The organism is Candidatus Paceibacterota bacterium (assembly GCA_041663045.1).
GTDB lineage: Bacteria > Patescibacteriota > Minisyncoccia > Phycocordibacterales > GWA1-40-21 > Bog-1340.
Window position 1 is genome coordinate 163,948 of sequence record JBAZRH010000001.1, and the last position, 24,472, is coordinate 188,419.

The following is a 24,472-nucleotide window of genomic DNA, read 5'->3' on the forward strand; positions in this document are numbered from 1 at the left end:
TATTAATCTTTTATTATCCTTACGATTCCCTTATCTGCATCCACTTCCACCAAATCCCCGTCTTTTAGCACCTTTGTGGCAATCTTTGTGCCTATTATACAAGGAATACCTAGCTCTCTTGAAACAATCGCGGCGTGGCAACTAATACCTCCCTCATCCGTGATTATAGCGCCAGCAATTTTCATTGCAGGAACATAGTTTGGCATAGTCATACTCGTCACAAGTATTTCCCCAGCTTCTAATTTACCTATCTCATTTGCAGAATGTAATACTTTCACAATACCTTTAACAAGTCCTTTGCATGCAATATTTCCCTTAAATGTATCGACTCTTTCTGTCTTTTTTTCAATTATCTCTTTTATTTTTTCACCGATTGCTATATCTAATTCGTATATTGTGTCTTTAGTATATATGACAGCATACCCGCCACTTCTTTCAAGGATCTTGTTTAGATTGATCTTTTCTCCAAGCAAGAAATCTGTGATTTCCCAGAAATTGAATAGGCAGATTTTCTTATGATTATCTAGTCCAGCCCTTTTTCCTATTTCATAAAATAGATTTTGAACTTTATAGCACACCTCTTCTAGTTTCTCTACTCTTAGTAAACGAATGTGCGCCAAATCAGATGCCTGATGTGCATAAGTAATAACAACTTTATTTAATCCAGCCTCTTTTATTATTTGTTTTTTTGCTTTAATAAGTCTTTTCTTTGCTTCTTCAATCTCATTTAGTTTTTTCTGTGGATTTTCTCCGAGTACCTTTTTTAGGTTATTAATAAAATCAGCAAAGCTCTCATAATTAAATCTAAGTTCGGCGTCTGGAATCCAGGCATATTTTTCATAAACATTTTTGATTATCTTTATCTGATTGTCTTTAACACCGCTTAAATTTTCATTTAGTGATTGTACATCTACAAAAGTCGATATTTTTATTGCAAGTTTTATCAAAGATTCCTCTTTTTCTTGAATAGTTGAAATAGTTTCTGAAGAAGTTAAAAGACGTAAGCTTTCCTGTAGCTCTTCATAATTATTGATTGGATTATATACTTTTGATAGTTCCTCAGTAATTATTCTTATTAGTCCATCTTCTGCTAAAAGCGGTGGCCATAGGTAGACCAATACATTAAATGAGAAATTAAGATATTTTTCATAATATTTAAGTAATTTCTTGTCACACATAACAGAAAAATCTATTTTACTTGTTTTATCTGCCCATGTATCAAATAATTTACATTCTTTATATAACCCTGAAAATAGTTTATCTAAATACCGATAATCTTCTCTGCACTTCTTTTCAAATAGTACTTTGATTTTATCGGCGTTTTCTTCCTGGGAGTATACGTCGTAGTTTAGAGTCATTATCTTATCCATTTTATTTTTCAGACCAAAATCTTCCCTATCTGAAACACATCCAACACGGATGAGAGAGTCAAAAAGAGGAGAGTTTAACCTCTTTAAAACTTTGAACCACTTTTCAGAAGCCAGAGTACCAATTTCTTGTCCAGAGATCGTATTAGTTAAGGTTTTATAATCACCTTCTGATATTTTTATCTTTCTCGTATTTTTCATTTTTTCTTATTTAATAATCTTACCACCCCCTTATCTGCATCCACTTCCACTAAATCTCCATCTTTAAGCACCTGCATAGAGTGTAAACAACCGACAATACAAGGGATTTTTAATTCTCTGCTTATTATAGCCGCGTGAGATGTTATACCGCCTTCGTCAGCAATGATGGCAGCCGCTTTTCTCGCTATTGCCATCATATTTGGCTGGGTCATACTTGTCACGAGAATTTCACCTTCTTTAAAGTCCTTTATACTTTTTTGTAGCATATCCAAATCTCCAGCTATAACCTTCCTGACTTTTCCCGTCGCCTTTCCCAACATAGCAATTTGACCCTTTATTGTATTATCAATATTGATAATTTTCTTAATTTTTTCTTTAAAAAGATTATTTGCTTCATCTGCTCCAACAACTCTAAGTTTATTATCACTTATTATAATTGCATAGGATTCTTTTCTGTCTACGATTATTGATTTTATATTTCCACGATGTGTTCCATTTAACAATTCAATTGTCTCTGGTGGGGTAACAAAATCTAGCATATCAGATAGAGAGATATTAATTCTCTTTGATACCTCATTTAATAAATGCCTAGATAAATAATACGATCCTGCCCAATATGATTTTATATTCATCCTCTCGATTGATTGGTATTGTAAAAAGTCGGATAAATATTTTACTTCGTCACTTTCTGATCCAATTTTTCTGTAAATATTCTCCTGTCCTCTTCTGAGCTTCTCCTTATCTTCTTTTAATTTAGAATATTCTAGTCTATACGTATTTTTTTCAGATTTTTTTCTATTCTCAAGAAACTTGAGAGTCCTTTTATCGTCGTATTGGCCGAAGACAAGCCAAGGATACTTTGATAGATGTTTTAGTAAAATCGAGTCATCGTGTTTTTTTGATAAAATACTTAGCCAATCTAAATATTCTCTTTGTATATCATCAAGAGAAAGCGGAGTTGATAATATACCAAAAACTCTCGGCCAATCATTATTAAAATATTTTCTAATAATCTCTTCTAATCTCTGCTCGGCTTTATAAGTAAATTCTGTCCTAGTGCTTCCAAAATATGCTATCGAATCTTTAGCGTGATCAATAAAAGAATTATAATCTTTAATTATTTGCCCATTTGTATATCTCGAAAAATCTACCGATTCGATTTTTCTCACCCAATTCCACCATTTCTTTGCTGCTACCCTATACTTAGATTTGTATTTATTGAAATATTTCTCGTCTAGGTATTTTTCTCCAATTTCTTTGAATTTATCTAGCTGTTTTTTAGGCATATAAGTTGTGATCACCGATCCATCAAAATAACAGAATATTTCACCCTCTCCATATATATCCCCGTGAGTTATCAAGGCCTCTGAAGTAGTCCATGATGCTGGCATTATAGGAGTCGTACTCCACATAAAGACCCATTCATCGTTATTTTTTTCTGATATTCCAACCTCTTTTTTAAGTATCTTTATTACTCCCTTATCCGCATCGACTTCCACCAGATCTCCATCTTTGAAAACTTGCGTGGCGATTTTGGTACCGACAATACATGGGATTTTTAATTCCCTGGAAATAATTGCCGCGTGGCAAGTTAAACCCCCTTCATCTGTAACAATAGCTGCGGCATTTTTTAAATAAGGGACAATTTGAGGGTTGGTCATACCAGAAACTAATATTGTACCGGGAGGAATATCGGCTCCATTCATAAGACTAAGATGTATTTTGACTGGACCTATCGCTTTTCCATGAAAAGCGATATTTCCTTTTACTTCAGCAACGTTTTGGGGTTCCAAGATTTTTTTCCAGGACAAATATTCGTTACCAGTTAAAAGATCGTTGCTTACCTTTCTGTATGGTAACAATGCCAAACCATTCATCCTCTCATTAAGCTCGTCCTTGTTTGGCACTCTTTGTCCATACAAGATCTCTTCTATTTCACAACTTCTAAGCGAGAAAGCTTGATTTAACGTAATGTGATGTTTATCAGCTAATCCCTGCATAAAATCAGTGAGGATCTCAAATAACGGACCAAGAGAGTTGTGTATTTTGAATTTCAATTCACCGAGTTTTATTAATCTGTTCAAAATAGATTTTTGTTGTTTATTGAATTTTAATTTCGTAGCATAAGTTGAATCGTGTAATGCTTTTATTAAATTACTTTCTGTTTTAGCTGCTTTTATTATAATGTTTTCCAACGCTACCAGAACAGGTTGTTCACAGTATAAATATAGATTGCCTATTTTATCAAATAAATTTTCTATTATTTTCCATCGAGATATTTTATCTTTATCTGAAACTTTATCTAATTTGGTCTGAAGAGACTCTGGCTTTAACTCTTCGGCCAATTTTTTTAACTCTTTTATTTTTTGATTAGCAAATTTGTCATTTAAGAGTTTTTCTCCAAGATCAAATGCTTGTCTTTGGCCTTCTTTACTCAGATATCCAGCGATATGATCGTCTTTCTGTAAGACAACATAATCAATTTGGCCATAATTTTTTGGACGAAAAGCTATATCTGTGAAAATAAAAGGAAAATCTGTTTGACGAAAATGAAGTATATAAGAGTCTCTTTCTTCACTGTTTTTATCTTTCAAAATCTTAATCACGCCTTTGTCTGCATCCACCTCGATTTCATCACCATCTTTGATAATTTGAGTGGCAATTTTTGTATCTATAATACATGGCTTATGAATTTCTCTCGAGACTATGGCGGCATGACATAATAATCCACCTATATCTGTGATTATGGCAGAAGCCTGTTGCATCAAGATAACAAAATCTGGCGTTGTCATTGTGGACACTAGAATATCTCCAGCTTTCATTTTATGAAATTCATCTCTATTTATAACAACTCTAGCAATTCCTCGGACTTTTCCAGGATATGCTACTACGCCTTTTGTTTCCTTCGCGTCTTTATCGGCATGAGGCAACATCTTGTCTTTTAAGTATTCAATATCTTCTTTATCCTCAATAACAATAGAATTTTCTTCCTTGTTGGCAAATAGAAACCAGTTTAAATCTCTCCTCCTTATTCCTCGTTTTTTTAGTTCATCTTTTTCAATTTCTCCTTTTAGTCCGGAAAGTATTTCAGTTGGAGAAAGCATTGTAAATTGACGATATTCTAGATTCAACTCTTTCGCTACAGCATGAAATAGCGGATATGCTTTGGCTGAAAGCATTGAAAAATATTCCGTAGAAACTTGTTTTACATAACCACAAGCGTGCATACACTCTGCACAAAATTCTAGTTTTTTAGAAACTTTCGGTAAAACCTTTTTTGTATGTACCCCAGCATCTTTCGAATGAATTATTTGCTCATAAAGTCTGTCAACGGTTAATAATTCACCCACGAAGTTCAAGACTTCAATCCACTCATATTTTTCTGCATGTTCCTCAAGCTTCTTTAATAGTGTTTTATTTTTCTTAACTTCTTTAAGGGTTTTGTTTCCGATTAACTTTTTAAGTTTCAAAACTTCTTGTTGTTGGATTGTCAGTGGCGAAATAACCTGAGGTATTAAATCAGGTACAAGATCGGCTGGAAACTTTTCTTTGACGACTATATCCGCTAAAACTTCTTCAGATGCTTCAACAAGAAAAGTCGCACCCAGAAGCCATATAAAATTTAGCTTTCTAATTTCACCGAAAAGTTCCAATATATTATTAAAGGAGGCACTCTTATCTTTTAGTGTACCCGCATATTCTATCGCACCTTTGCATACTGAATCGCAAACTTTTTTTGCATTATCAAAAAAAACTTTATCCCCATTAATAATTTTATTTTTAATCTGACCTTGTACAAATGTGGCTAAAGATTTTTTAACAATAAAATTACCCCCCGCAAGCGAGCTCGTCCCTGTTTCCGGTATATTTAGCCCTAGTCTATCTGCTATCTCTTTATTATAACAATCTTCCCAAAAACAAGATGATAAAATATCATTTTTCCATAGACCATAAAATTTCTGATCATCTACATTAAAACTAGCTAATTCAGGAGAGTTTAGTTTTTTTTTACTTCTTCAGCTTTTGCCTCTGCTCTTATTGAATCTTTATTTGTCAGCGTAGTGATGGGCCTGCTTTGTACTATATAAAATTTTCCTTTTTCAAAAGCCCATTCTATATCGCAAGGGAAACCATAATGATTCTCGATTTTCATTATTAAATCTGCGAATTCAAAGATTTGTTTTTCAGTGAGTACTTGAGATGATGCTTTTGGTTCAGAAATATCGATCCACTCATTGCCACCAGTTGAAACTCTATATAAACCTCTTGCTTGTGTTGAAATATTTGTATCGATAATTCTTCTCGGATCCTTCTCGACAACATATGAATCTGGTGTTATCTGTCCAGACACTATGGCTTCCCCAAGACCAAATCCAGCTTCTATAATCATCTGATTTCTGTCTTCGGTAACAGGATGTACAGAGAAAGCTATACCGGAAACTTCAGAATTTACCATTTTTTGTATGACGACAGCGACTGAAATCTTTGTCTCGTGTAAATCTTTTTCAAATCTATAAAAAATAGCTCTCGGAGTGAAAAGTGATGCCCAGCAATGCTGAACTTTTTCTAAAACATTTTTCTCTTTAGTATTTAAATATGAATCAAGTTGTCCTGCCCAAGCGTTTTCTGCGCCGTCTTCTGCGGTGGCGGACGAACGGACGGCTACGAATTCGGTATCTAACTTTTTAAACTGCGACATTATCTCTTTCGCAATATTTTCTGGCATATCGGCGTTTTTGATAAGACTTTGAATTTTCTCTGAAGCGACTTCAACACTATTTATATCTTTGTGATTTACTGTATGTAAAACAGTATCTATTTCTTCAGAAAGATTTGCACCTTTTACGAATTCATCGAAAGTAGTTGAGAGGACGACAAAACCCGGCGGCACTGGTATTCCTGCCTGTGTCATTTCTCCAAGTGAGGCGCCTTTTCCACCGGCAATATCGGCATTGCTTTTATTCAATTCTCTGAAATGCAACGTTAATTTCATACTGGAAACTATAACAAATTATATATCACTTGGGAAGCTTATTTTTAGTGATAAAAGTGAATAAAACATAGCTCAATTTTGCCTATTGACTTTTATATCTAAGTATGCTATCCTTTCAGGCAGGATACAGGATTGGTACCTGTATGTGTAGAAAACGAAAACAACAGAAGGAGGCGTCAAAATGACGCACAGCAAACGTAAACTGGTGGCGGTGTTTCAGAGACATGGTGCCACAAACAAAGCGCAAGCGGGTCAGCATGATCTTACCCGCACGCTAAGCGAGGAAGGACGGAAGCAGGCGGCGTTGATTGGGTCAAAGATCGGTTACAAAATTGACCTTATCATCTCGTCTGCTGCTGGGCGCGCGGTGGAAACAGCATGTATCACGGCACGGGCGGCGGGTCAGCTCCCGGATGGGGTTCAGCACTTCGCCGAAGATGTGCTTTATCCGCACGAGCATACCTATCCGATTTTGGACGCAGCGTTCAAGAAAATCGGGTATGCGCCGCTCGCGAGCTATCTCCTCGACCCAAATGTGGTAAAGGAGACCGCAGCTTACGCGATACGTGCAATGGGCAGGATATGGGAAATCATCAACGAGGCCGACTCCGGTCTCGAAGATGAAAAGCAGCCGTTTGTTGTGTTAATAACCTCACACGCCGTCTGCGCCAATATCCTGGCACGGAATATGCAACTCGGTACCGACGCGACGCTTGAGGACCTCGTCCTTGTCGGCAGTACGTCAATGGATGCCGGGTCAGCGATCGTGATTGAGCTCGAGGATGACAAGTCCTCGGCCAAATATATTACGCCGTGATCTGAATATACGGCAAAAAAGACCTCGTTTTGACGAGGCATGGCGGGGGGAACACAATGTTGTGAACCCCGCCTTTTTATTACCCAAATATTCATATTTATAGGCATATTCTTATATAATCTCTATTATGTGCTTGACAAGTACTATAAAAGGTGTATAATGGGATGGGTAGATGTTAATTTGAAATAAAACGGTAAAAACCGTGGAAAGAGGTGAAAAGTGAGTGCAAATACAAAGCGGATTCTATGTGTGTGCTACGGCAACAGCGACAGGAGTCCGGCGATGGCGGCGGTACTCAACATGTATCTCAAGAACGCCGGGTACAAGACTTATTGTGAAAGTGCCGGCGTCGGGGAAAATGCTGCGAAAGGCGGTTCGGCTGCAAAGTTTGCGATTGACGCCTGTAGTCAGATTGGTCTCAATATCTCGGGTCACGACAAGCGTCGGACGACGACGCTCGATCTTAACAGCTACGATCTTGTCGTCTGTGCAGACTGTTTGGTCGCCGAGATGCTCATCAAGCAAGGTTGCGACATCGGCAAGATATACAATGCCGAGATTCCCAATCCATGGCCGGTGAAGTTCAAAGCACAGTACACCGAGACATTCCAGCGAATCCTCGCCGCAATGTATCTCGTCGTGGACCGATACTTCGTCAACATGAATGAAGTGGACGGTCCGCAAGGTGGTTAAGCTAAAGAGCTGAAACCGCCGGAGCCCAACTGTAAAAAGTTGGGCTCTATTTTTTTTATATTATTCTTATAATTCCCTTTTCGGCGTCTAGCTCTACTTTGTCGCCATCTTTCAATACTTTAGTTGCTATTTTTGTACCGATAATGCAAGGAATATTTAATTCACGAGAGATTATAGCGGCATGGCAAGTGATTCCGCCTTCATCTGTGATTATTCCCCCAGCACGTTTAATAAGAGGTGCAAAATCAGGAGTCGTCATACCTGTGACAATAATATCTCCATTATCAAAATTATTCACATGAGAACTTTTTAGTACACGTACCTTCCCTACCACTTTTCCTTTATTCGCAACTTGTCCATGAATTTCCTTTATATCTTTATGATCGGTTTTCCACGGCACATTTAACTTTATTAGAAGTTTTCTAGCATTGGAACCTTCATGATATGTACTTCCTTTATCAGAATTTGTTTCTATCACAATATCCATTCTGTTTTTTATATTTATGCTTATATCCTTTCCAGATATTGCGAGCCTTGCCAGTCTCGGGTCAAGATACCTTGCTTCATCTAAAGTCAGATTTAATTTTGAAGCGGCCCATTTAAGGATTATATCATTGAAATAATAACAGATTTGGGCACTAAGCATCTTTCTGTCGTCCTGCATCAAAGACAGGTTTCTCATTATCTTGAATAAATAGTTTGTCTCTTCAGAGAATTTATATTTCTCCTGATACTCTTCTTGTAGCAAAACAATATCAATGTTTTGTGAAGTTTTATTATATTCTTTTGATACCAAAGTTTCTTCAACTCTTTTTGATACAGTTTCTTCTGTCCAGACTATAGGTCCCACATATTCATATGGAAACCAGAAGTATTTATCAGAGAATATCTTTATGGCTTCTTTAGTATTGATATTTTCTAATCCATTGGACTTGGCTATTTTTAGCAGATTTTTAAATTCCTCTTCTTCTATCTGGCTATATGATTTTTCTTGATGACTGACCATTATAGGTAATATTTTATGTGCCTCATCTATGCCGTATTCTTTAAGATGATTTAGTAATTGTCTTTCGGCCTCGGCTCCACCAAAAAGCCACAGAATCATATTTTTACGCATCAATTCTTGATAAGTGATTATGAATTTATCAAAGAAATCTGGGAAGCTTTCAATATCTCTGTTTACACAAGTATCGGCGAATTCTTTACATAAATCCACCGCTTTTTGCCCGGCTTCTATGCCCTCTTTTCTTATCTTCTCAAGATTATCTTTATTTTCCCAAAGTATTTTAAAAGCCCCTTCATTTCTGTCTTTTGAGAATTCTTTTTCAACTACTGCTGTGAAGTGACCGTTTTCCCATATCTCTAGAGATATCCCTCTTTTAATTTTTAAATATTCGCCAAGAGGCCAAGAAAAATATGCTGACAAAGGAAAAAGAGCTGGTATATACCTAGTACGCACCATTATCCAGTCTTCTGGTTTATATTTCTTTTCAGGCATATCTTTTGAGTCTCCTATCCTTGAGCTATTTGTTCCACAACAGAGAGATCAATTTCTTCATCAATACTAAAATCATTTAGAGGTGTATCGCTCTTTTTGCTATATTTCAAGTGTAATGTAGGTTTTTCTGATCCAGCTTTTGTAATAACATCCAATTCAAATCCTTCCGTTACATCAAAACCGGTATTTTTTAATGCTTTTATAAGTTTATTTCTCTCCTCGATGCCTTTTGTCATTTCTACAACTTTCATCAAGAAACTTTCTGCAATACCTTGATGGGTAGCAAAGAATCTTTTCATTTCTGGTTCATATTTATCACTTTTTTCTTCGACGAGCTTATTCCATCTTGGAGCAATATTAAAATATTTTAAGACAATTTCCGCTACGCCTTTTGCTTGACGAGAATATGTTAGCTGTCCTTCAAAACCTTGTTCTTTTGCCAGTGTGTCGCTTTGATCTGCCAAAAATTCCATGAATTTTCCTTTAGTGAAAGCGTCTATCGCTTGTTTTTCATACTCTGTCTTTCCAATAGAAAAGTCGAGACGTGAATCTACATTGAATTTTGAGCCGTAAGCCAAATCTTTATCAATCTTAGTTTTTAGTTCTTCCAATGTCTCGTTACCGGTTATTTCGTCTTCTCCTCCAGCCATCACAAAACCTGCTGTTTCCCAGGTGCGTTCTTTTGTAGAGACGAAAGCCACAGATTGATCTATATCACTTCCCTTTTCAGCCTTGTTTTTAGCTTGCATACGGCCTCCTGGAGTAAGTCGGATTTGTTCATCTGTCTTTGTTTTATCTTTCTCTTTTTCGCCATGGCGGAAGAAGTTTAGAATTATTTCTGATTGATATTCTCTTATTGCCTCCGGACTTTTGATTTGTGATTCCATATTTTATTTATTATTTAATTTTTTACTATTAATCCAAGCTGCTAACCACTTAACATGAAAAGAAAAATCTTTTTCATTTCTACTATTGTCTTCGTATGGCCTTTTGCACACCACTCTCGGCGCTGCCATTATCCTTCCTCCAGAGAGCAGGATCGCTCTAAAGAGTTGATTTCCTACCATACCATTTACTGGAACAATGACATTTGCACCGTCTTCTACGGCTAAGTCCAAATCAATAGACCAATTCTTTGCATCGTAACCGAGTTTCTTGAGTTCGGAGACAATCCACTCAGTATCTTCATATGTTTTATTTAAAATTCCTACAACACCATCTTTAATGTCTTTTTTCCTTTTATATGTCTCATGGCGTACGCCGGTGAAGACAGCTATTTTCGGTTCAACTCCCCACTTCTTTGTAAATTCTGCTATACCTTTTGCTATTTCAAATCTCTCTTCTTTATTCCAACCCTCTGGATTACTACAAAGGCCACAAAAGAGTTGATCTCCTTTTGGTGTTTCCATTAGGCCAGGATTAAGATCGAAGTGCTCACCCGTTATCTTTTTATAAGCATCGGCTGTTTTAAAATCATCAATTGTTCCTCTGATTATTCCCTCAACTTCATCGCTAGCCAGCATAGAGGCGATTTTTTGTTCAGGATTTTCATCAATAACTAATTTAAAGCCCTTTACGTCTTTTATTGCGCCTGGGCCTACCAAAGTAATGTCTGCATACTCACTCATCTTGCTTAGGCAATCCAATATCTCTTTATCTGGAGTTGCCAAGCCAAAAGCAATATTTACCCTGCCCTTCGCTGCAAGTTCTTCTACTTTTTTTGTGAAAGCCCCAAGTTTCTTCGTCGTCATATTATTGCTTTGTTTGTCCTTTTAATAATTGGTCAATATCAAGACAGGTTTTTTCTATGAGAGAATGCATAATAGCCATCTTTTGTTCATTATAAGAAAAATCTTTCCAATCACCGCTTTTTGGTCTATCCATATAAGCCCTTTCATTGCATTCAATCTGAAGCGCATTTACGCCCATATTTCTACCTGCTCCACCCCAGAATTTGACATTGTGAACACCTTTCATATAATAATTTCTGATAAATAATTCACCCTTAATATCCTCTGAAATTAATTTCTTTTCATCTTCCGGTAAAGATTCATAGTTTGTTTTCAGGGCTTTTTCAAACGCTTCTATAATATCGTCATCGCAACCTTCTCCATCTCTCGTGCCCAAAATAAACATTGGCATCATCTCTGGATCAGGAATACCATAGTGATCATACCAAGTCTTTGTATCAGCTGTAACAGGAAAAGAATGTCCATCTACAAGAAGAATCCTCTCCTCTTTTCTATTCTGCCTTTTATCTGCCATAGCTCCGACAGCACCCATAACAGTATTGTAATAAGGCAGATAATATCTCTCCGCCCAATTCTCTGCTTCTTCTGCGGTCGGTTGCATATCTTCTTTGTACATAGGGCCGAATTTTGCACCCTTTGTCCAAAGTATTGTGCCCGGAGCTTTCCCCTTCTCATACTTTTTATCCAAATCAAATTCTGGTGCTCTGTTTGGGTCGACGACAAACCTAGATATACCAAACTTTACCCAAGGTATTGTCTTGCTTTTAAATATTTCGGGTGTTCCAAGATCTGTAAGCGCAAGAGTTTCTGTGCCTTCTTCTGTCAGCCTATCTTTTAAGCTTTCTGGAGCATACTCTCCGGCGTGTGGTAATCCAATAATAACATTTGGACAGCCGTCTCTTGCTATCGGGCTAGTATCACTTTCTACCGCTTCATTACCAGTTATCTCTTCTTGCCTCATTTCTGGACGAGACGGTAAACCCAAAGCTTCAAGTGTATTGTAAACTTTTTCGAGTTTTTCTCTTCTTTCTGTTCGAGAGTCCGTATCTGCGAAAGGAAATTTTGGAGGATGTTCGGTCATATTTTTAAATTATTTAATAATGTCAATTATATCACTATTTTTATCCATCTCAATAGACACTAGCTCAGAATTCTCACCGTCCCGTGATTTGCTCTTACTTCTATGAGATCTCCATCTTTGATCATTTGTGTAGCTCTTTGTGTACCGATAATGCAAGGTTTACCAAGTTCTCGTGAGACAATCGCCGCGTGACAGGTGATACCACCTTCATTTGTGACAATTGCGGAAGCTTTTTTCATAAGCTGGATAAATTCTGGACGAGTCATACCCGTGACCAATATTTCTCCCTCATTAAATTTGTGAAAGTCTTCTTGACCAAGAATGATACGGGCGATACCTTTTACATAACCCTGACAAGCCACTTGTCCAGACAAAATCTTTTCCGGTGCTTGCCCGAGTATTCTCTTTTCCATTTCATCGGATATTGATTGAGCCTCGGCTCCCTCTATTATCTTATAACCGCCACCGACTGTGGAGATCATCATTCCGTGCTCGTATCTTTTCTTTAATTGATTTAAAGATATAAGTCCTTTGAGTACATTTGGCACTTCATCAAATACTATATGTTTAAGATATTCATAAGGAATACTGGCTTTTATCTCAATTGCTTTCAAGACATAGTGCATTGAGTGAATACCCATAAGGTTAATCTGTTTTCTATATTCTCTCCAAAAGACCAATTTCTGAAAGAAAAATAGTGGATTCTGTTTTAAATTGTGTTTCTTAAGAACAGCGTCGATATTAGCTTTAACCGTTTTTTCATATCTCTTAATTTCTTCACACTTCTTTTTCCAGTCTTTGTCGCAGAGACATTGTTCTACTTCGTCAAATATCTCATCTAGCGTTATGTGATTCATATGAGCGTAGTTTGATTTATAGTAATCAAAGTCCAATATATATTTAGCTACATCTTTTGATCTTGAGAGATATTCTTTTATCTTTGCCGGTTTCTGTTGGAGTTTATTTTTAATTATCTTTTTTACTATTTCATAAAGTTTCAATAGACGTTCATTGTTGAAAGTCATAACTTCAGGTGTGGTAAGTGTAGAGACTTCTTCTGCGGTAAGTGCAAATTGTCTTTTTATTTCCTCTGTCTTTTTTACATCAAAACCGGCGTCGAATGAATCTATAAACAAACTCATTTGCCAGAAGCCGGCATAAGCATCAAATATTTCTTTCGTAAAGCTGACGATTTCTTCCGCAGAATAATTTAATATTTCATCGGCAGAATGTGAGAGATATATATTCTTTATAGCGTTCGCGTGTATATTGAATTCATCGAATAATTTTTCTAACTCTTTTTTGTCATTATATCTTTTGTATACCTGCTTTGAGAAATCAAGCATTATCTTTTTGTCCCAATAGACTTTCATATAATTTCTCTTGAAGAAACCTAAGTGATGGGTAGTAAAATCGCCAAACCAGTCGGTTGGTTGACTTTCAAATCCTAAGAATGCCGGAATAGCTGTAAAAGGGATAATGTCACCCTCTTGTCTATAAGGTTCGTAAAATGCTGTTGTAAGATCATGTGACGTCTGCACTTTCTTTTCTTCAGTTGAAATTTTGAAAAGGTCAGCGGGCTGTATTTTGTATTTTGAACAAAGCTTTTCTAATGTATCAAATTTGATGCCATCAATTTTATTGTGAAAAATAGCTGTGATGGTATTACGATTGAGACCAGTTTCCCTCGCAATGTCGGATATACTCTTGCCCATTTTCTCGGCTATCTCTTTTAATTTGATTGTTATCATAAAAATACTAATGCTTATAATAAGCACAAGTATAGCATATCCACATATAATTGCAAGTAGTTGCCTAGTGTACTAGGCAAATCATACTTATCTCTTTATTCTTTTTCCCTCTACAGAGTCATCGATTCCCTTATGATCTATGATAAATTCTCTCAATCTAACTTCAGCATCTACGGCGTTATTATATGCTTTTCTAACTTCCGCGGCTATCAATGGATTTTTAGGTGCAGATAATTTTGTACTACCATCTAGCAACTCAGCATAACTTCTTTGACCTCTGGCTTCAGATTTGAGTTGCAGATATTCTTTTTCATCATCTGTAAAACCAACATACCTTGACTCTGGATTTAGAAAGTTAATAAAACTAGTCATCTCTTTTACCGCCTCTTTCAATATTTTATCGTCTCTTTGCTTAAGCTCCTCTTCAGAGAAATTGTATATCATCTTTTCGTTTATAAAGTCTTGCAATTTTTTCTCTGCATTTTGTAAATCGACTTTAAGATTTTCAGCGTCTTCTGGTGATCCGCCAGAAGAGAGGTGGGCCAGGATAACACCTTCTGCGTCTTCTACTTCCTGTGATAATTTATCGAACTCTGTTCTTAACTCGTCGGCATGCTTATCGATCTTTTTGTTGAACCACTTTAAAGACATTTCACTAACCCATTTGTTGTATTTAGCCAACAGACGAATACCTTTATATATTATAGCCTCAGAAAAGCCTTCTGCTGTCTCAATATCTCTATCTAGTTCAGGTATATACTTCACAGCCTCATCATGGATCGTAGCCATTTCCTGATAATCTCTTTTTATCTTATTTTGATCAAATGATTCCATAATATTAATTATTAATGATTTTTATTATACCATTGTTGGCATCAACCTCTACCATATCCCCGTCTTTTAATACCTTTGTGGCAATCTTGGTACCAATGACACAGGGTTTTTTGAGTTCTCTTGAGATAATTGAGGCGTGGCACATTATTCCTCCTTCATCAGTGATTAAAGCGGAACATTTTACTATAGCTGGCATTATCGCTGGGCTTGATTGAAAAGATACGAGAATATCTCCTTCGTTAAACTTTTTCATATCATCTATAGAATTCACAACCTTTACTCTACCTCGAGCCGTGCCAGCAAAAGCGACATTACCTCTTATCTCTTTTATATCTTTATCAATTTTTTCAGATAGTAGTGATGGATAATTGTCTGTAGTATAGTCGAATTTCACCAGCAGTGGGTTTTTATCTAGTGTCATTGCACACCATTTTGCTCTTCTCTCCAACTCTGTTTTATCTACAGACTTCTCTCCATTAATAATCTTTCTTAATTCTTCTGGGTGTATACATTCTGCAAGCTCTTCAGAGATATTCAGTGTTTTTATTGCTGCATCGAGATATTTACTAATTACGTTTTTTACTATTTGCGGGTAGCGAGTTTCTTTCTTTAATTCCTCGTACATCTCTAGTGTCTTACCAAACACTTCTCTATTTTCGCCATTTTCCAAAGAAGTATTAATCGCATACAATACCCAAAAAGGTAATATAGTGCAGTAACCTAGATTCTCATTAAGTATTTCCATAACCTCATTGTAAGAATGTATATCTAGTTTAACTTTGTCATCAATATGTTTTAATAAAAGTTCATCTGCTTTCGTATTCAGTCTCTTGGCTTTTTCATACCAAGCTGTAAATGGTTTATTGTTTTTCTTGATCTGATTTAAAATATTTAATACAACTGCATCAATATTACTTTTTGTGGCGCTAAGGATACAAATACTATCTCTGTAAGCAAAAACAGATTCAGTAAAACCTATTCCTGTGGTGTTTTCTAAACATGTTTTGTGCTGCCAAATTGAGACAATTAAAGCAAAAAGCGTCATCTTCCTTTCAGCAAATATCTTTAAATCTTGATTTTTCATCTTATTTTATAATCTTAATCACACCGTTATTTGCATCCACTTCCACCGTATCACCGCTTTTTAAGACTTTAGAAGCGAATTTTGTACCTATTATACAGGGTTTCTTTAGCTCCCTTGCCACAATAGCCGCGTGGCAAGTGACGCCACCCTCATCTGTGACAAAAGCTGCGGCCTTTTTCATAAGGCTTAGAAAGTCTGGGCGAGTCATACCTGTAACTAGAATATCCCCTTCATTAAACTCTCCTGGGTTATGTGCGTCCATAACTACCCTGACAATACCTTTTACAAAACCCTTTTGTGCTACCGTACCTTTGATCTCTTTTGTGTCTTTTAAGTTTTCAATTTTAGGATTGATTTTTTCCCAGAGTTTTTCTGCCTCTTCACCATAATACATCTTTTCTTGCCCCAGAATATCATAGAAATAAATACACTCTTCCTTTCTTCCGTTAATATTAAAGTCATCTATATTTTTATTTCCTTCTACTATCTTGTCTAATTCCCAAGGTAGTAATAAAGAAGCGTCGTCGTATTTTAGATTATATTTATCGCATAACCATTCCAAGTGAGCACCGAGATAATGATTTGCAATTAGATTGTACTCTTTCCTCCTATCTACCCACCAAGCGATTTTACCCAGCCAAAGTATTTTCTCATAGTCTTCCGGATCGAGTATATTCTTAATCTTAATATCCTCACACTCTTTTTGATGTACTTTTGCATAGTTTTCAAGTTCCTCAAGATTTTCTTTGGGGTTGAGTTTTATATCCTTCAGAATTTCAAGCAATTGTTGAGCGAAGAATTCAATAGACAAAGCCGAAACGTTTTTATAATTATTTTGTATCCAGTGAAAAGACTTTTGAATCTTTGTCAGACCTTTCACAATCTTTGAATCAGTCAAAATGTCTTCCAGAGATGTATGGCCGTCTCGATTACAAGATAGTGCAAGTTTAAACAATTCTTGCCTGTAACGATTCAGAAAAGTCTCCCCATATGGTTCAATTAATATTCGTAAGGATTTTTCTTGGTCAGGATATTTTTTCAACATTTCGTTGAAGAAAGTCTCACCATATACAAGCACCCCGTCTATAACTACAGCCGAAATGTACTCGGCATCATAGACCTTAATAAAATTATTAAAATTATTATGTAAATATTCCTCACCTTCTCTCTGTATATCTTCAATAAAGTCCTTAAAATCTTTCTCATCCTTTAAAAAATCTTTGTATACTTTGTCTAAAATATCTCTATTATTTATAACCTTCTCAAACGATTTATGATATTCATTTTGATCTGCCAAAAACTGTGCTTCGGCACCAGATTTTGTAATCCTTCCTCCACAAAAGCTTATCAAATAGTACCCCGGGTATCTTTCATAGGTACCTTTTGTCCATTGTTTGAGTGCATAGCCTATAATATATGGCGAGATTCCACTATTTAGTATCAGCCACTCTTTTACACTTTTAATTCTTTGATCAATTTCCATATTATGAAATTATACGAATGATTCCAACATTTGCATCGACTTCTACCAGATCGCCATCTTTAAAAACTTGTGTAGCTATCTTTGTGCCTATTATACAAGGTTTTTTCATTTCTCTGGCAACAATTGCAGCGTGAGAAGTGATTCCTCCTTGATTAGTGACGAATGCAGCCGCCTTTTTCATTCCAACAATATAATCTGGCATTGTCTCTGGAGATACGATAACATCTCCCTCATTTATTTTCTTTAGGTCATTAATGTCCTCTATAATTTTTACAAAACCTTTAACCTTTCCTTTAAATGCAATGTTGCCGTGAACTATCTTTTGATCTGTAGTTAATTTTGGTTCAAATATTTTTAATACTTGCTTAAGTTCATCTCCAAAATATAGCTCAGAGACACCATTTATGTATGATACTCCACTACATTCAAGACCGTTCTGATCCAGACGTTTTTTTGTATCTATTGGTAAAATATTTTTTTCTGTAAGATAGATTATTTCTTCCGGAGTTAGAACACCCAAATCTTCCCGTCTTAGGCTATGTCTTAATGCTACATTGTCTAGAGCCGCCCACTGATAATAAACCATTTTACCCGCAAGCTCTGCGTGAAGAGATCTAAAATAAATAAGTTTTTGTAAGATAATTATTTTTGATTTAATCTCTTTATCCAATGATTTAATATCTATATTTGGCGCACTTTCTTTGTCCATTGTCTTCCGTAATTCTTTCTGTATATCAAGTATAGTCAATCCATTTCCCGATAGACGTCCAGTTCCAAACCATTCAAAATCTTTTATAAAATCGTCAATACTAATCTTACTCATTTTTAGCTGATAAAGAGCCTCCTTATATTGCATTGTATATGTGTGTTTAAATGGAATAAGAATTTTTGCAAATTGATCTGCTGTCAAGCCGCTTTGAGCCGCGATCTCCGGGACAAGTTTTTCTAGACCTTTGTCACAAAAATGTATTAACATTGTAATACATCCGTTGTCTTTAAGTAATTTCATACAGGAAACTACATCCCCATCTCTTTTCAGATTATTAGCTAGATATTCAATTTTTTCTGCGAGATTAAAGAGCTTATCAAACCAGGAACTGTCATTAAGGAATTTGTCTATAATAAATTTGTCAAAGATTCTGTGGTCAGCATCGCGAGTGTATAAATATCCATCTACACTTAAATACCAATCTCTAAACTCGGGTGGTAATGATAAATCTTTGAATATCTGTGTTAGAGAAAAACCGGAATATTGGGCATTACAAAAGACATTACTCTTCCATCTACCCCAGAATCTCCACTCACTAAAATCTGGAATTGAACTATGCATATCCTTTATCATAATTACTTTATTATTCTAACCACCCCCTTATCCGCATCTACTTCCACCATATCTCCGTCTTTTAATACCTGCGTAGCGATTTTTGTTCCTATAATGCAAGGCTTCCTCATCTCGCGAGCTACTATTGCGGCATGGCTTAATATTCCCCCCTCGTCTGTAATTATCGCAGAACTTTCTTTTATTATATAGATATCGTCAGGGTGTGTCATACTAGTAACTAGTATGTAACCTTTCTCTACAAGATGGTCTGAATTATTTCCTTGTATCTTATTAAATACTCTACCTTTAACTATCCCTTTGTATGCAGGGAAACCGTTAAGCTCTTTCTTTATGTCTTTTACTAAATAAAACTCTTCATATATTTTTCCAATCAAGTCTTTATCTGTCGAAGTCTCTTCGTATCCATCTATCGTCAATAAATAAAGATATTTCTCTCTTCTTAAATTTAAGACCTTTAGTATGTCTATAATATTAAGTCTATTTCCAAGATAATCACCCATTTCCTTTTGCGTCAGATATCTCAGTAAATCTCCGTCAAAATTATTCATTTCCCCTATTTTGTGAGTGTATTCCTTTATCTTACTTTCTACTTTAGGATAAAATTTAGCAACGATATCTCTTTGTCTTGAAATAGATTCCACATCGATTGTCGTTAGTTTCCCTTTACTTGCTTCATTACCGATATATCTCCAGAAGCAATTATATATTCCAATACATGTCATATAATTAGAATATATGTTATTTATTAATTTCAAACTTAATACTGGATCGTTATCATCCATCTTTTTAAATCTCTCTAAACATTCATTGAATGTGTTTATTGATGGTGTAAATACTATATCTCCAAGGTCTTTATAATTATTATCAATGAATTCGCCGGTTTTTTGAGCGATCATCTCTTCATTAAAGAGTGTATGAAATTTTCCATCGCCCCCTATTCCGCAAACTGCATCATACGAATATCCTAGTATTTTATACATTGGTTTTGTATATCCATAGAAAATACATGAAAGTGAATAAAGAGGCATCTCCCTTTGAGAAGTTGGTTTTAAACCTTTATCTTTGATAATCTTTTCTATTTTAAAGAAATCCATTTATTATAATATCTTAACCACCCCCTTATCCGCATCTACTTCGACCAGATCTCCATTCTTTAGCAATCTGGTAGCATTTTTTGTACCTATTATGCAAGGGATATTTAATTCACGAGAGACGATAGCCGCGTGGCAAGTGACGCCACCCTCATCAGTAATTATAGCGACAGACTTTTTCATAATAGGCACAAATTCTGGGCGAGTCATTGAAGTTACGAGTACAGATCCTGGAATGAATTTAGAAAAGTCTTTTTCATTTAGTATTATATTTACTTTTCCTTCTGCTTTTCCTTTGCAACCGATATTACCTTTTATTTCTTTGACTTCTCCGTCTGCCTTATCGATATGGGCATAAATATTCTCTTTAGTCTTTTTATAATCTTTTGTAGAGATTACCCAGCCATCTTTATTGTAATAAACCCAAACACCACTTTTTCTCTTTTGTAATTCATCTGTAAACCCTTTCTCTAAATATTTTCCTGAAAATAATTCATGTGGAAATGAAAACACTAAGTCTTCTATCTTTAGACCTGCTCTTTTGAATAGAATTCGTGCAATATTATTTAAGATTGTAAGAGTTTGTTGTATCCCTTCTTTTCTTGAATCACGCACTTCCATTGCGAGTTGAACATAATCCAATAAAGTTTGTTCTTCTCCCGACAAGCTCTCTCTAAATTTCTCTAGATTTTTTCTGTGCTCGTCTATTTCATCTGAGAACTTCTTTAATTCACTCAATATAGCTTCTGCACCGCCCTTTTCGTCTATTGTCTGTTTTACTCTCGCCTTTATCTCCGATATATCCGGTGTTATATAGTAATTTGAGAAAACCCATTGAGCCGGATAACAATCACTGTCTTTATTTATCTCAAGTAAAGTTTTGTCATATCTTGTTACGAAAGATTCAAAAGTCGGCTGGGTTGCCGTCTTTATAAAGGTCTCAAAGTCAATCGTTTTATCTTTTAATGCTTCGTAGAGTGATTTAATCATTGCTTCGTCCATTGATTCTGAAAATACGGTTGTGACGAATAACTCCACCTCTAATTCAAAAGCTTCTTTTAGGATTTCAAAAAGTTGATTGTTATCTTTACTCTCAAGTATTTCCGGATTACTTTTGTCGTATTTATCTTGAATTTCAACTCTGACTTTTCTATAGCCGTTAAATTCCGGTACATTTTTTATACCTAACTTTATCAAGCGATTATAGGAATGTATCGTCATTTGTTGATATGCGGGTAGATTGAAGAAAATGCCGCCGTATTTTTCTTCAGCAAAAAACAAGAAAGATATAAAATCGAAGTCATAGTATCGATTTATAAATGGAGGAAAGCCAAGCGGTAGTATGCTTCCATATGAAAAACTAGAAAAAGTCCCTTCTTGAGAAGTAATCTTCCCTGCCATTTCTTTCTTAAACTTTTCAGCCAATTCTAAAGCACTTTTCTGCATATCTATTTATTAATTATTCTTATTATACCTTTATTTGCATCCACTTCCACCATATCTCCATCTTTTAGCACTTTAGTGGCGATTTTAGTATCTACTATACAAGGGATGCCTAATTCTCTCGATACAATTGCGGCGTGAGAGGTTAATCCTCCAGTATCCGTGACAATAGCGACACTTTTCTTCATAAGGAATATATATTCTGGGCTTGTCATAGGCGCTACAAGTATTTCTCCTTTATTAAAGACCGTAAGGTGGTCTTTTGGATCCAAGACAATTTTTATTTTACCTTGGACTATCGGCTTTTTACCGGTACTAGCCACAATACCTTTTATCTCTTGGATATTATCTGATATTTTCTCTTCGGCATATTTTTCCCAGCAAAGCATGCTTTCGTCGGTAGACAGTACTTTCTTTGATGGATTCATAAAATATCCAACAGCTTTTTCTCTTCTATGTGATATTGTCGAAAAATCTTGTCTCTGTAAGGCCGATAATATTTCCTCTGCACTATAGTCTTTTAAAATATCGATATCAATATTAAATCTTTCCGCGACTTCTCTGAGTAGCAATTCTTTATAGTGTAAATATACAAAGACATGTTTCTTCCTATTATCTTGCCAAATTATCGCATCACAAAGCCCTTCCGCTATATTTACAATCTCATTTGATAGTTTGTATTTTTCAACAACTCTCTTTTTATTATTCTTTGCATCTATAATCCTTTCTGTCGTTTTCTTTTCTATATTTATGTCTATTTTACTTTTTCTATCCAGGAAAAAACTTTCGTTTAGTACTTCAACTCCGTCATAACTATTTTTAAGCCAAAAATAATCCTTCGTATGTTCTTTAATATCTTTTGATTTTACTAGATCAATCTCTTCCTTCTGGAAAAATGATGGCTCTTCTGGGGTGGTAAGAATTTCCATAATGGAAGATAATTCTTTCTCGGGCTTTACGTATCTTTTGAGTTTTTCTTCAAGCAATCTATCCGAACCGTAATTTCCAAGTTCTACAGGTATTGTTGGCAGCCAAAAAGATATTACTAAATCATAGAATTCTCTCGAAATATCATACAACTCTTTATTGTTGAGCCTTTTTAATAATTCCTTACTTATCTTTGCCTCTATTTTTTCTAGACTTTTGACATCTTTCTTCCACCTATCCATCAAAACTTTTCTTCCCTCTTTATTTAAGATGTATTTTATGAAGATTTTTCTACCAATTTCTCTTAATTCACTAAAATCATTTAGCCATAGGATTTTACCATCCTTAAATAAAAGCAATGACTTTGGCCAAATATCACCCTCATATTCTTTTGGAAAATCATTAAATATTGCATTGTCGAATTCGGAAACATAAAAAAGACGGGCTGGAATAGGTCCCCAACGAAACATCTCTGTATTATCAGAAAACGGCTTAAAATCTACTGTATTTTTCATGCAACTTATAAGTAATATATTAACTCATTTTTGAGCTATTGTGAAGTGGGCTGTCGTATAGAGTTTTTTACTGTTTTACAATCTTAACCACACCGTTATTTGCATCCACTTCCACCATATCTCCATCCTTCAACATCTTGGTGGCGATTTTAGTATCTATGATGCAGGGAATCTTAAGTTCACGAGAAACGATAGCTGCGTGGCATGTAATACCACCCTCATCGGTAACGATTGCACCAGCTTTTCTAATTGCTGGCATTAGAAAAGGTCTCGTCTGACCAGCCACAAGAATATCGCCTTCTTTCATCATCTCCATCTTCTTGTTTAATTCTTTCTCTATCCATGAGAACTTTACTACACGACCGATAACTTTACCTTTGCACGCAATAGTACCCTTTATGCCGCCTTTAGAAGAAGCAACTTCTGTAAAAAGTTCGTTCATTTTTTCTACCGCTGCCTTTCCAGAGTAGAAATGTACCTTATCTCCATAATCACTGATTAAATTTTTAGAGAGAAATAGATATGCTTCTTCTCTATTCTTTAATTCCTCCTCGGAAAGATATTTGTTGTATTTTACGGCATTTTCTAATTCATCTAATCTATATTGAACAATAGAATCTTTATTGATTCTCTGATCTACACTCTTTTCAGCTAATTCACTAGTGATTAGACCGAGCACATAAGCAGATTTCGTCCATGCAAAACGTATTTGCAGTCTAATAAGGCCAATTCTTGACAGATTATTACAAATGTCGACGATTTTTTTACTCAGTTTATACTTGTCTATTATTTTATCTTTTCTGTCTTTAGAGTCTTTCTGTTTGTCTATTAAGTCGATATAATCTTCGTCGAAATTACTTTTTATATCTCTATTAAGTCTCCTAATATAATAGTCAAAATTCCAAGGATTGTTTGTCTCTACTGTGCCCAAGTATATATATTTACGGGAATGGTTTTCTATTTTGATTGTCTCTTCTTTTGTCAGGTTTTTTTCGGTAAAAACTTTTTCTTGAGAATATTTATCTTTCAACTCTTTTACAATTTGAAGCCACTCCAAGTGTTCTGAAGACAATGAATCTAATTCATCCGAAAGTAATAGGGTTGAATATATATTGTCAGTCAAATCTTTGCCATATCTCTCTTCCAATATGCCTTGTACATATTTCTCTATATTTCTAACATATTGAGGTTGGCAAGCGTGATAAATAGAATATGACTCTTCATAAGCCCGGAGCTTTTCCTTATATAGTTTAAATAAATCTTGAAAAGTAAGGCTCTTTATGTTTATTTTAAGAAAGTCATTATAAGAATTATCAGAAATTTCGATAGCTTTCTTTGAATCTTCTATATATTTTTGAGTTTTTGTTTTGTTTGTAAAGCGTTTGAAACCAAAATCTGCTGCCTCTTCCATTTCCGAGACTTCAAAATAAAACTGTGTACCAACGCTTTTTTCAAAGTAAAATAAAGCATTTTTTTCAACAACACCACAATGTTTTTTTAACTTTGTATTATGAGAAAAATTATAAGAGATGGCTTGCTCACCGACGCCAGCACCCATAATACCGGCAGACCACATTTTTTGAAATTTTAAAGACATATTA

The 24,472-nt window shown here is 35.4% G+C and carries 17 protein-coding genes and 3 pseudogenes; 2 read left to right on the plus strand and 18 right to left on the minus strand.

What is annotated here, in order from left to right:
• Positions 1-2 precede the first annotated feature (2 nt).
• The 5 genes and pseudogenes from WC631_00785 to WC631_00805 form a co-directional block, all read right to left on the minus strand.
• The gene (locus WC631_00785; protein ID MFA6227011.1) at positions 3-1,568 is read right to left on the minus strand and encodes a PEP-utilizing enzyme; all 1,566 of its coding nucleotides are present in this window, start codon (positions 1,566-1,568) and stop codon (positions 3-5) included.
• A complete protein-coding gene (locus WC631_00790; protein ID MFA6227012.1) occupies positions 1,565-2,980 on the minus strand; it encodes a PEP-utilizing enzyme in 1,416 nt (471 codons plus the stop codon). The genes WC631_00785 and WC631_00790 overlap by 4 nt, the downstream gene beginning before the upstream one ends.
• A gap of 57 nt (positions 2,981-3,037) precedes the next feature.
• A pseudogene (locus WC631_00795) lies at positions 3,038-3,250 on the minus strand (PEP-utilizing enzyme).
• Between the two features lie 936 nt (positions 3,251-4,186).
• A pseudogene (locus tag WC631_00800) lies at positions 4,187-4,795 on the minus strand (PEP-utilizing enzyme).
• Between the two features lie 770 nt (positions 4,796-5,565).
• Positions 5,566-6,561 (minus strand): PEP/pyruvate-binding domain-containing protein, encoded by a 996-nt coding sequence (locus tag WC631_00805; protein ID MFA6227013.1) that lies wholly within the window; start codon positions 6,559-6,561, stop codon positions 5,566-5,568.
• A 181-nt stretch (positions 6,562-6,742) separates the two neighbouring features.
• On the opposite strand from WC631_00805, the gene WC631_00810 reads away from it, so the two are divergent.
• Positions 6,743-7,378, plus strand: coding sequence for a histidine phosphatase family protein (locus tag WC631_00810; GenBank protein ID MFA6227014.1), 636 nt, complete (start codon positions 6,743-6,745; stop codon positions 7,376-7,378).
• 249 nt (positions 7,379-7,627) lie between these two features.
• A complete protein-coding gene (locus WC631_00815) occupies positions 7,628-8,071 on the plus strand; it encodes a hypothetical protein (GenBank protein MFA6227015.1) in 444 nt (147 codons plus the stop codon).
• Positions 8,072-8,126: 55 nt separating this feature from the next.
• On the opposite strand, the gene WC631_00820 is transcribed toward WC631_00815, so the two are convergent.
• From WC631_00820 to WC631_00880, 13 genes and pseudogenes are all read right to left on the minus strand, one after another.
• The gene (locus WC631_00820) at positions 8,127-9,569 is read right to left on the minus strand and encodes a PEP-utilizing enzyme (protein ID MFA6227016.1); all 1,443 of its coding nucleotides are present in this window, start codon (positions 9,567-9,569) and stop codon (positions 8,127-8,129) included.
• A 14-nt stretch (positions 9,570-9,583) separates the two neighbouring features.
• Positions 9,584-10,456 carry a histidine phosphatase family protein gene (locus WC631_00825; protein ID MFA6227017.1) on the minus strand — a complete coding sequence of 291 codons (873 nt, stop codon included), beginning with the start codon at positions 10,454-10,456 and terminating at the stop codon, positions 9,584-9,586.
• Positions 10,457-10,459: 3 nt separating this feature from the next.
• On the minus strand, positions 10,460-11,320 hold the full coding sequence (locus tag WC631_00830; GenBank protein ID MFA6227018.1) for a hypothetical protein: 861 nt from the start codon (positions 11,318-11,320) through the stop codon (positions 10,460-10,462).
• 1 nt (position 11,321) lies between these two features.
• Positions 11,322-12,401, minus strand: coding sequence for an N-formylglutamate amidohydrolase (locus tag WC631_00835; protein ID MFA6227019.1), 1,080 nt, complete (start codon positions 12,399-12,401; stop codon positions 11,322-11,324).
• 59 nt (positions 12,402-12,460) lie between these two features.
• The gene (locus WC631_00840; protein MFA6227020.1) at positions 12,461-14,152 is read right to left on the minus strand and encodes a PEP-utilizing enzyme; all 1,692 of its coding nucleotides are present in this window, start codon (positions 14,150-14,152) and stop codon (positions 12,461-12,463) included.
• Between the two features lie 87 nt (positions 14,153-14,239).
• Positions 14,240-14,986 carry a hypothetical protein gene (locus tag WC631_00845; protein ID MFA6227021.1) on the minus strand — a complete coding sequence of 249 codons (747 nt, stop codon included), beginning with the start codon at positions 14,984-14,986 and terminating at the stop codon, positions 14,240-14,242.
• Between the two features lie 4 nt (positions 14,987-14,990).
• Positions 14,991-16,070, minus strand: a complete 1,080-nt coding sequence (locus tag WC631_00850) for a PEP-utilizing enzyme (GenBank protein ID MFA6227022.1) — start codon at positions 16,068-16,070, stop codon at positions 14,991-14,993.
• 16 nt (positions 16,071-16,086) lie between these two features.
• Positions 16,087-16,314, minus strand: a pseudogene (locus tag WC631_00855) (PEP-utilizing enzyme).
• 1,240 nt (positions 16,315-17,554) lie between these two features.
• A complete protein-coding gene (locus WC631_00860; protein ID MFA6227023.1) occupies positions 17,555-18,883 on the minus strand; it encodes a PEP-utilizing enzyme in 1,329 nt (442 codons plus the stop codon).
• Between the two features lie 14 nt (positions 18,884-18,897).
• Positions 18,898-19,989, minus strand: a complete 1,092-nt coding sequence (locus WC631_00865; protein MFA6227024.1) for a PEP-utilizing enzyme — start codon at positions 19,987-19,989, stop codon at positions 18,898-18,900.
• Between the two features lie 3 nt (positions 19,990-19,992).
• A complete protein-coding gene (locus WC631_00870; protein ID MFA6227025.1) occupies positions 19,993-21,432 on the minus strand; it encodes a PEP-utilizing enzyme in 1,440 nt (479 codons plus the stop codon).
• 2 nt (positions 21,433-21,434) lie between these two features.
• Positions 21,435-22,871, minus strand: coding sequence for a PEP-utilizing enzyme (locus tag WC631_00875; protein ID MFA6227026.1), 1,437 nt, complete (start codon positions 22,869-22,871; stop codon positions 21,435-21,437).
• A gap of 67 nt (positions 22,872-22,938) precedes the next feature.
• Entirely contained in the window at positions 22,939-24,468 is a 1,530-nt protein-coding gene (locus tag WC631_00880) for a PEP-utilizing enzyme (GenBank protein MFA6227027.1), read from the minus strand.
• Positions 24,469-24,472 lie beyond the last annotated feature (4 nt).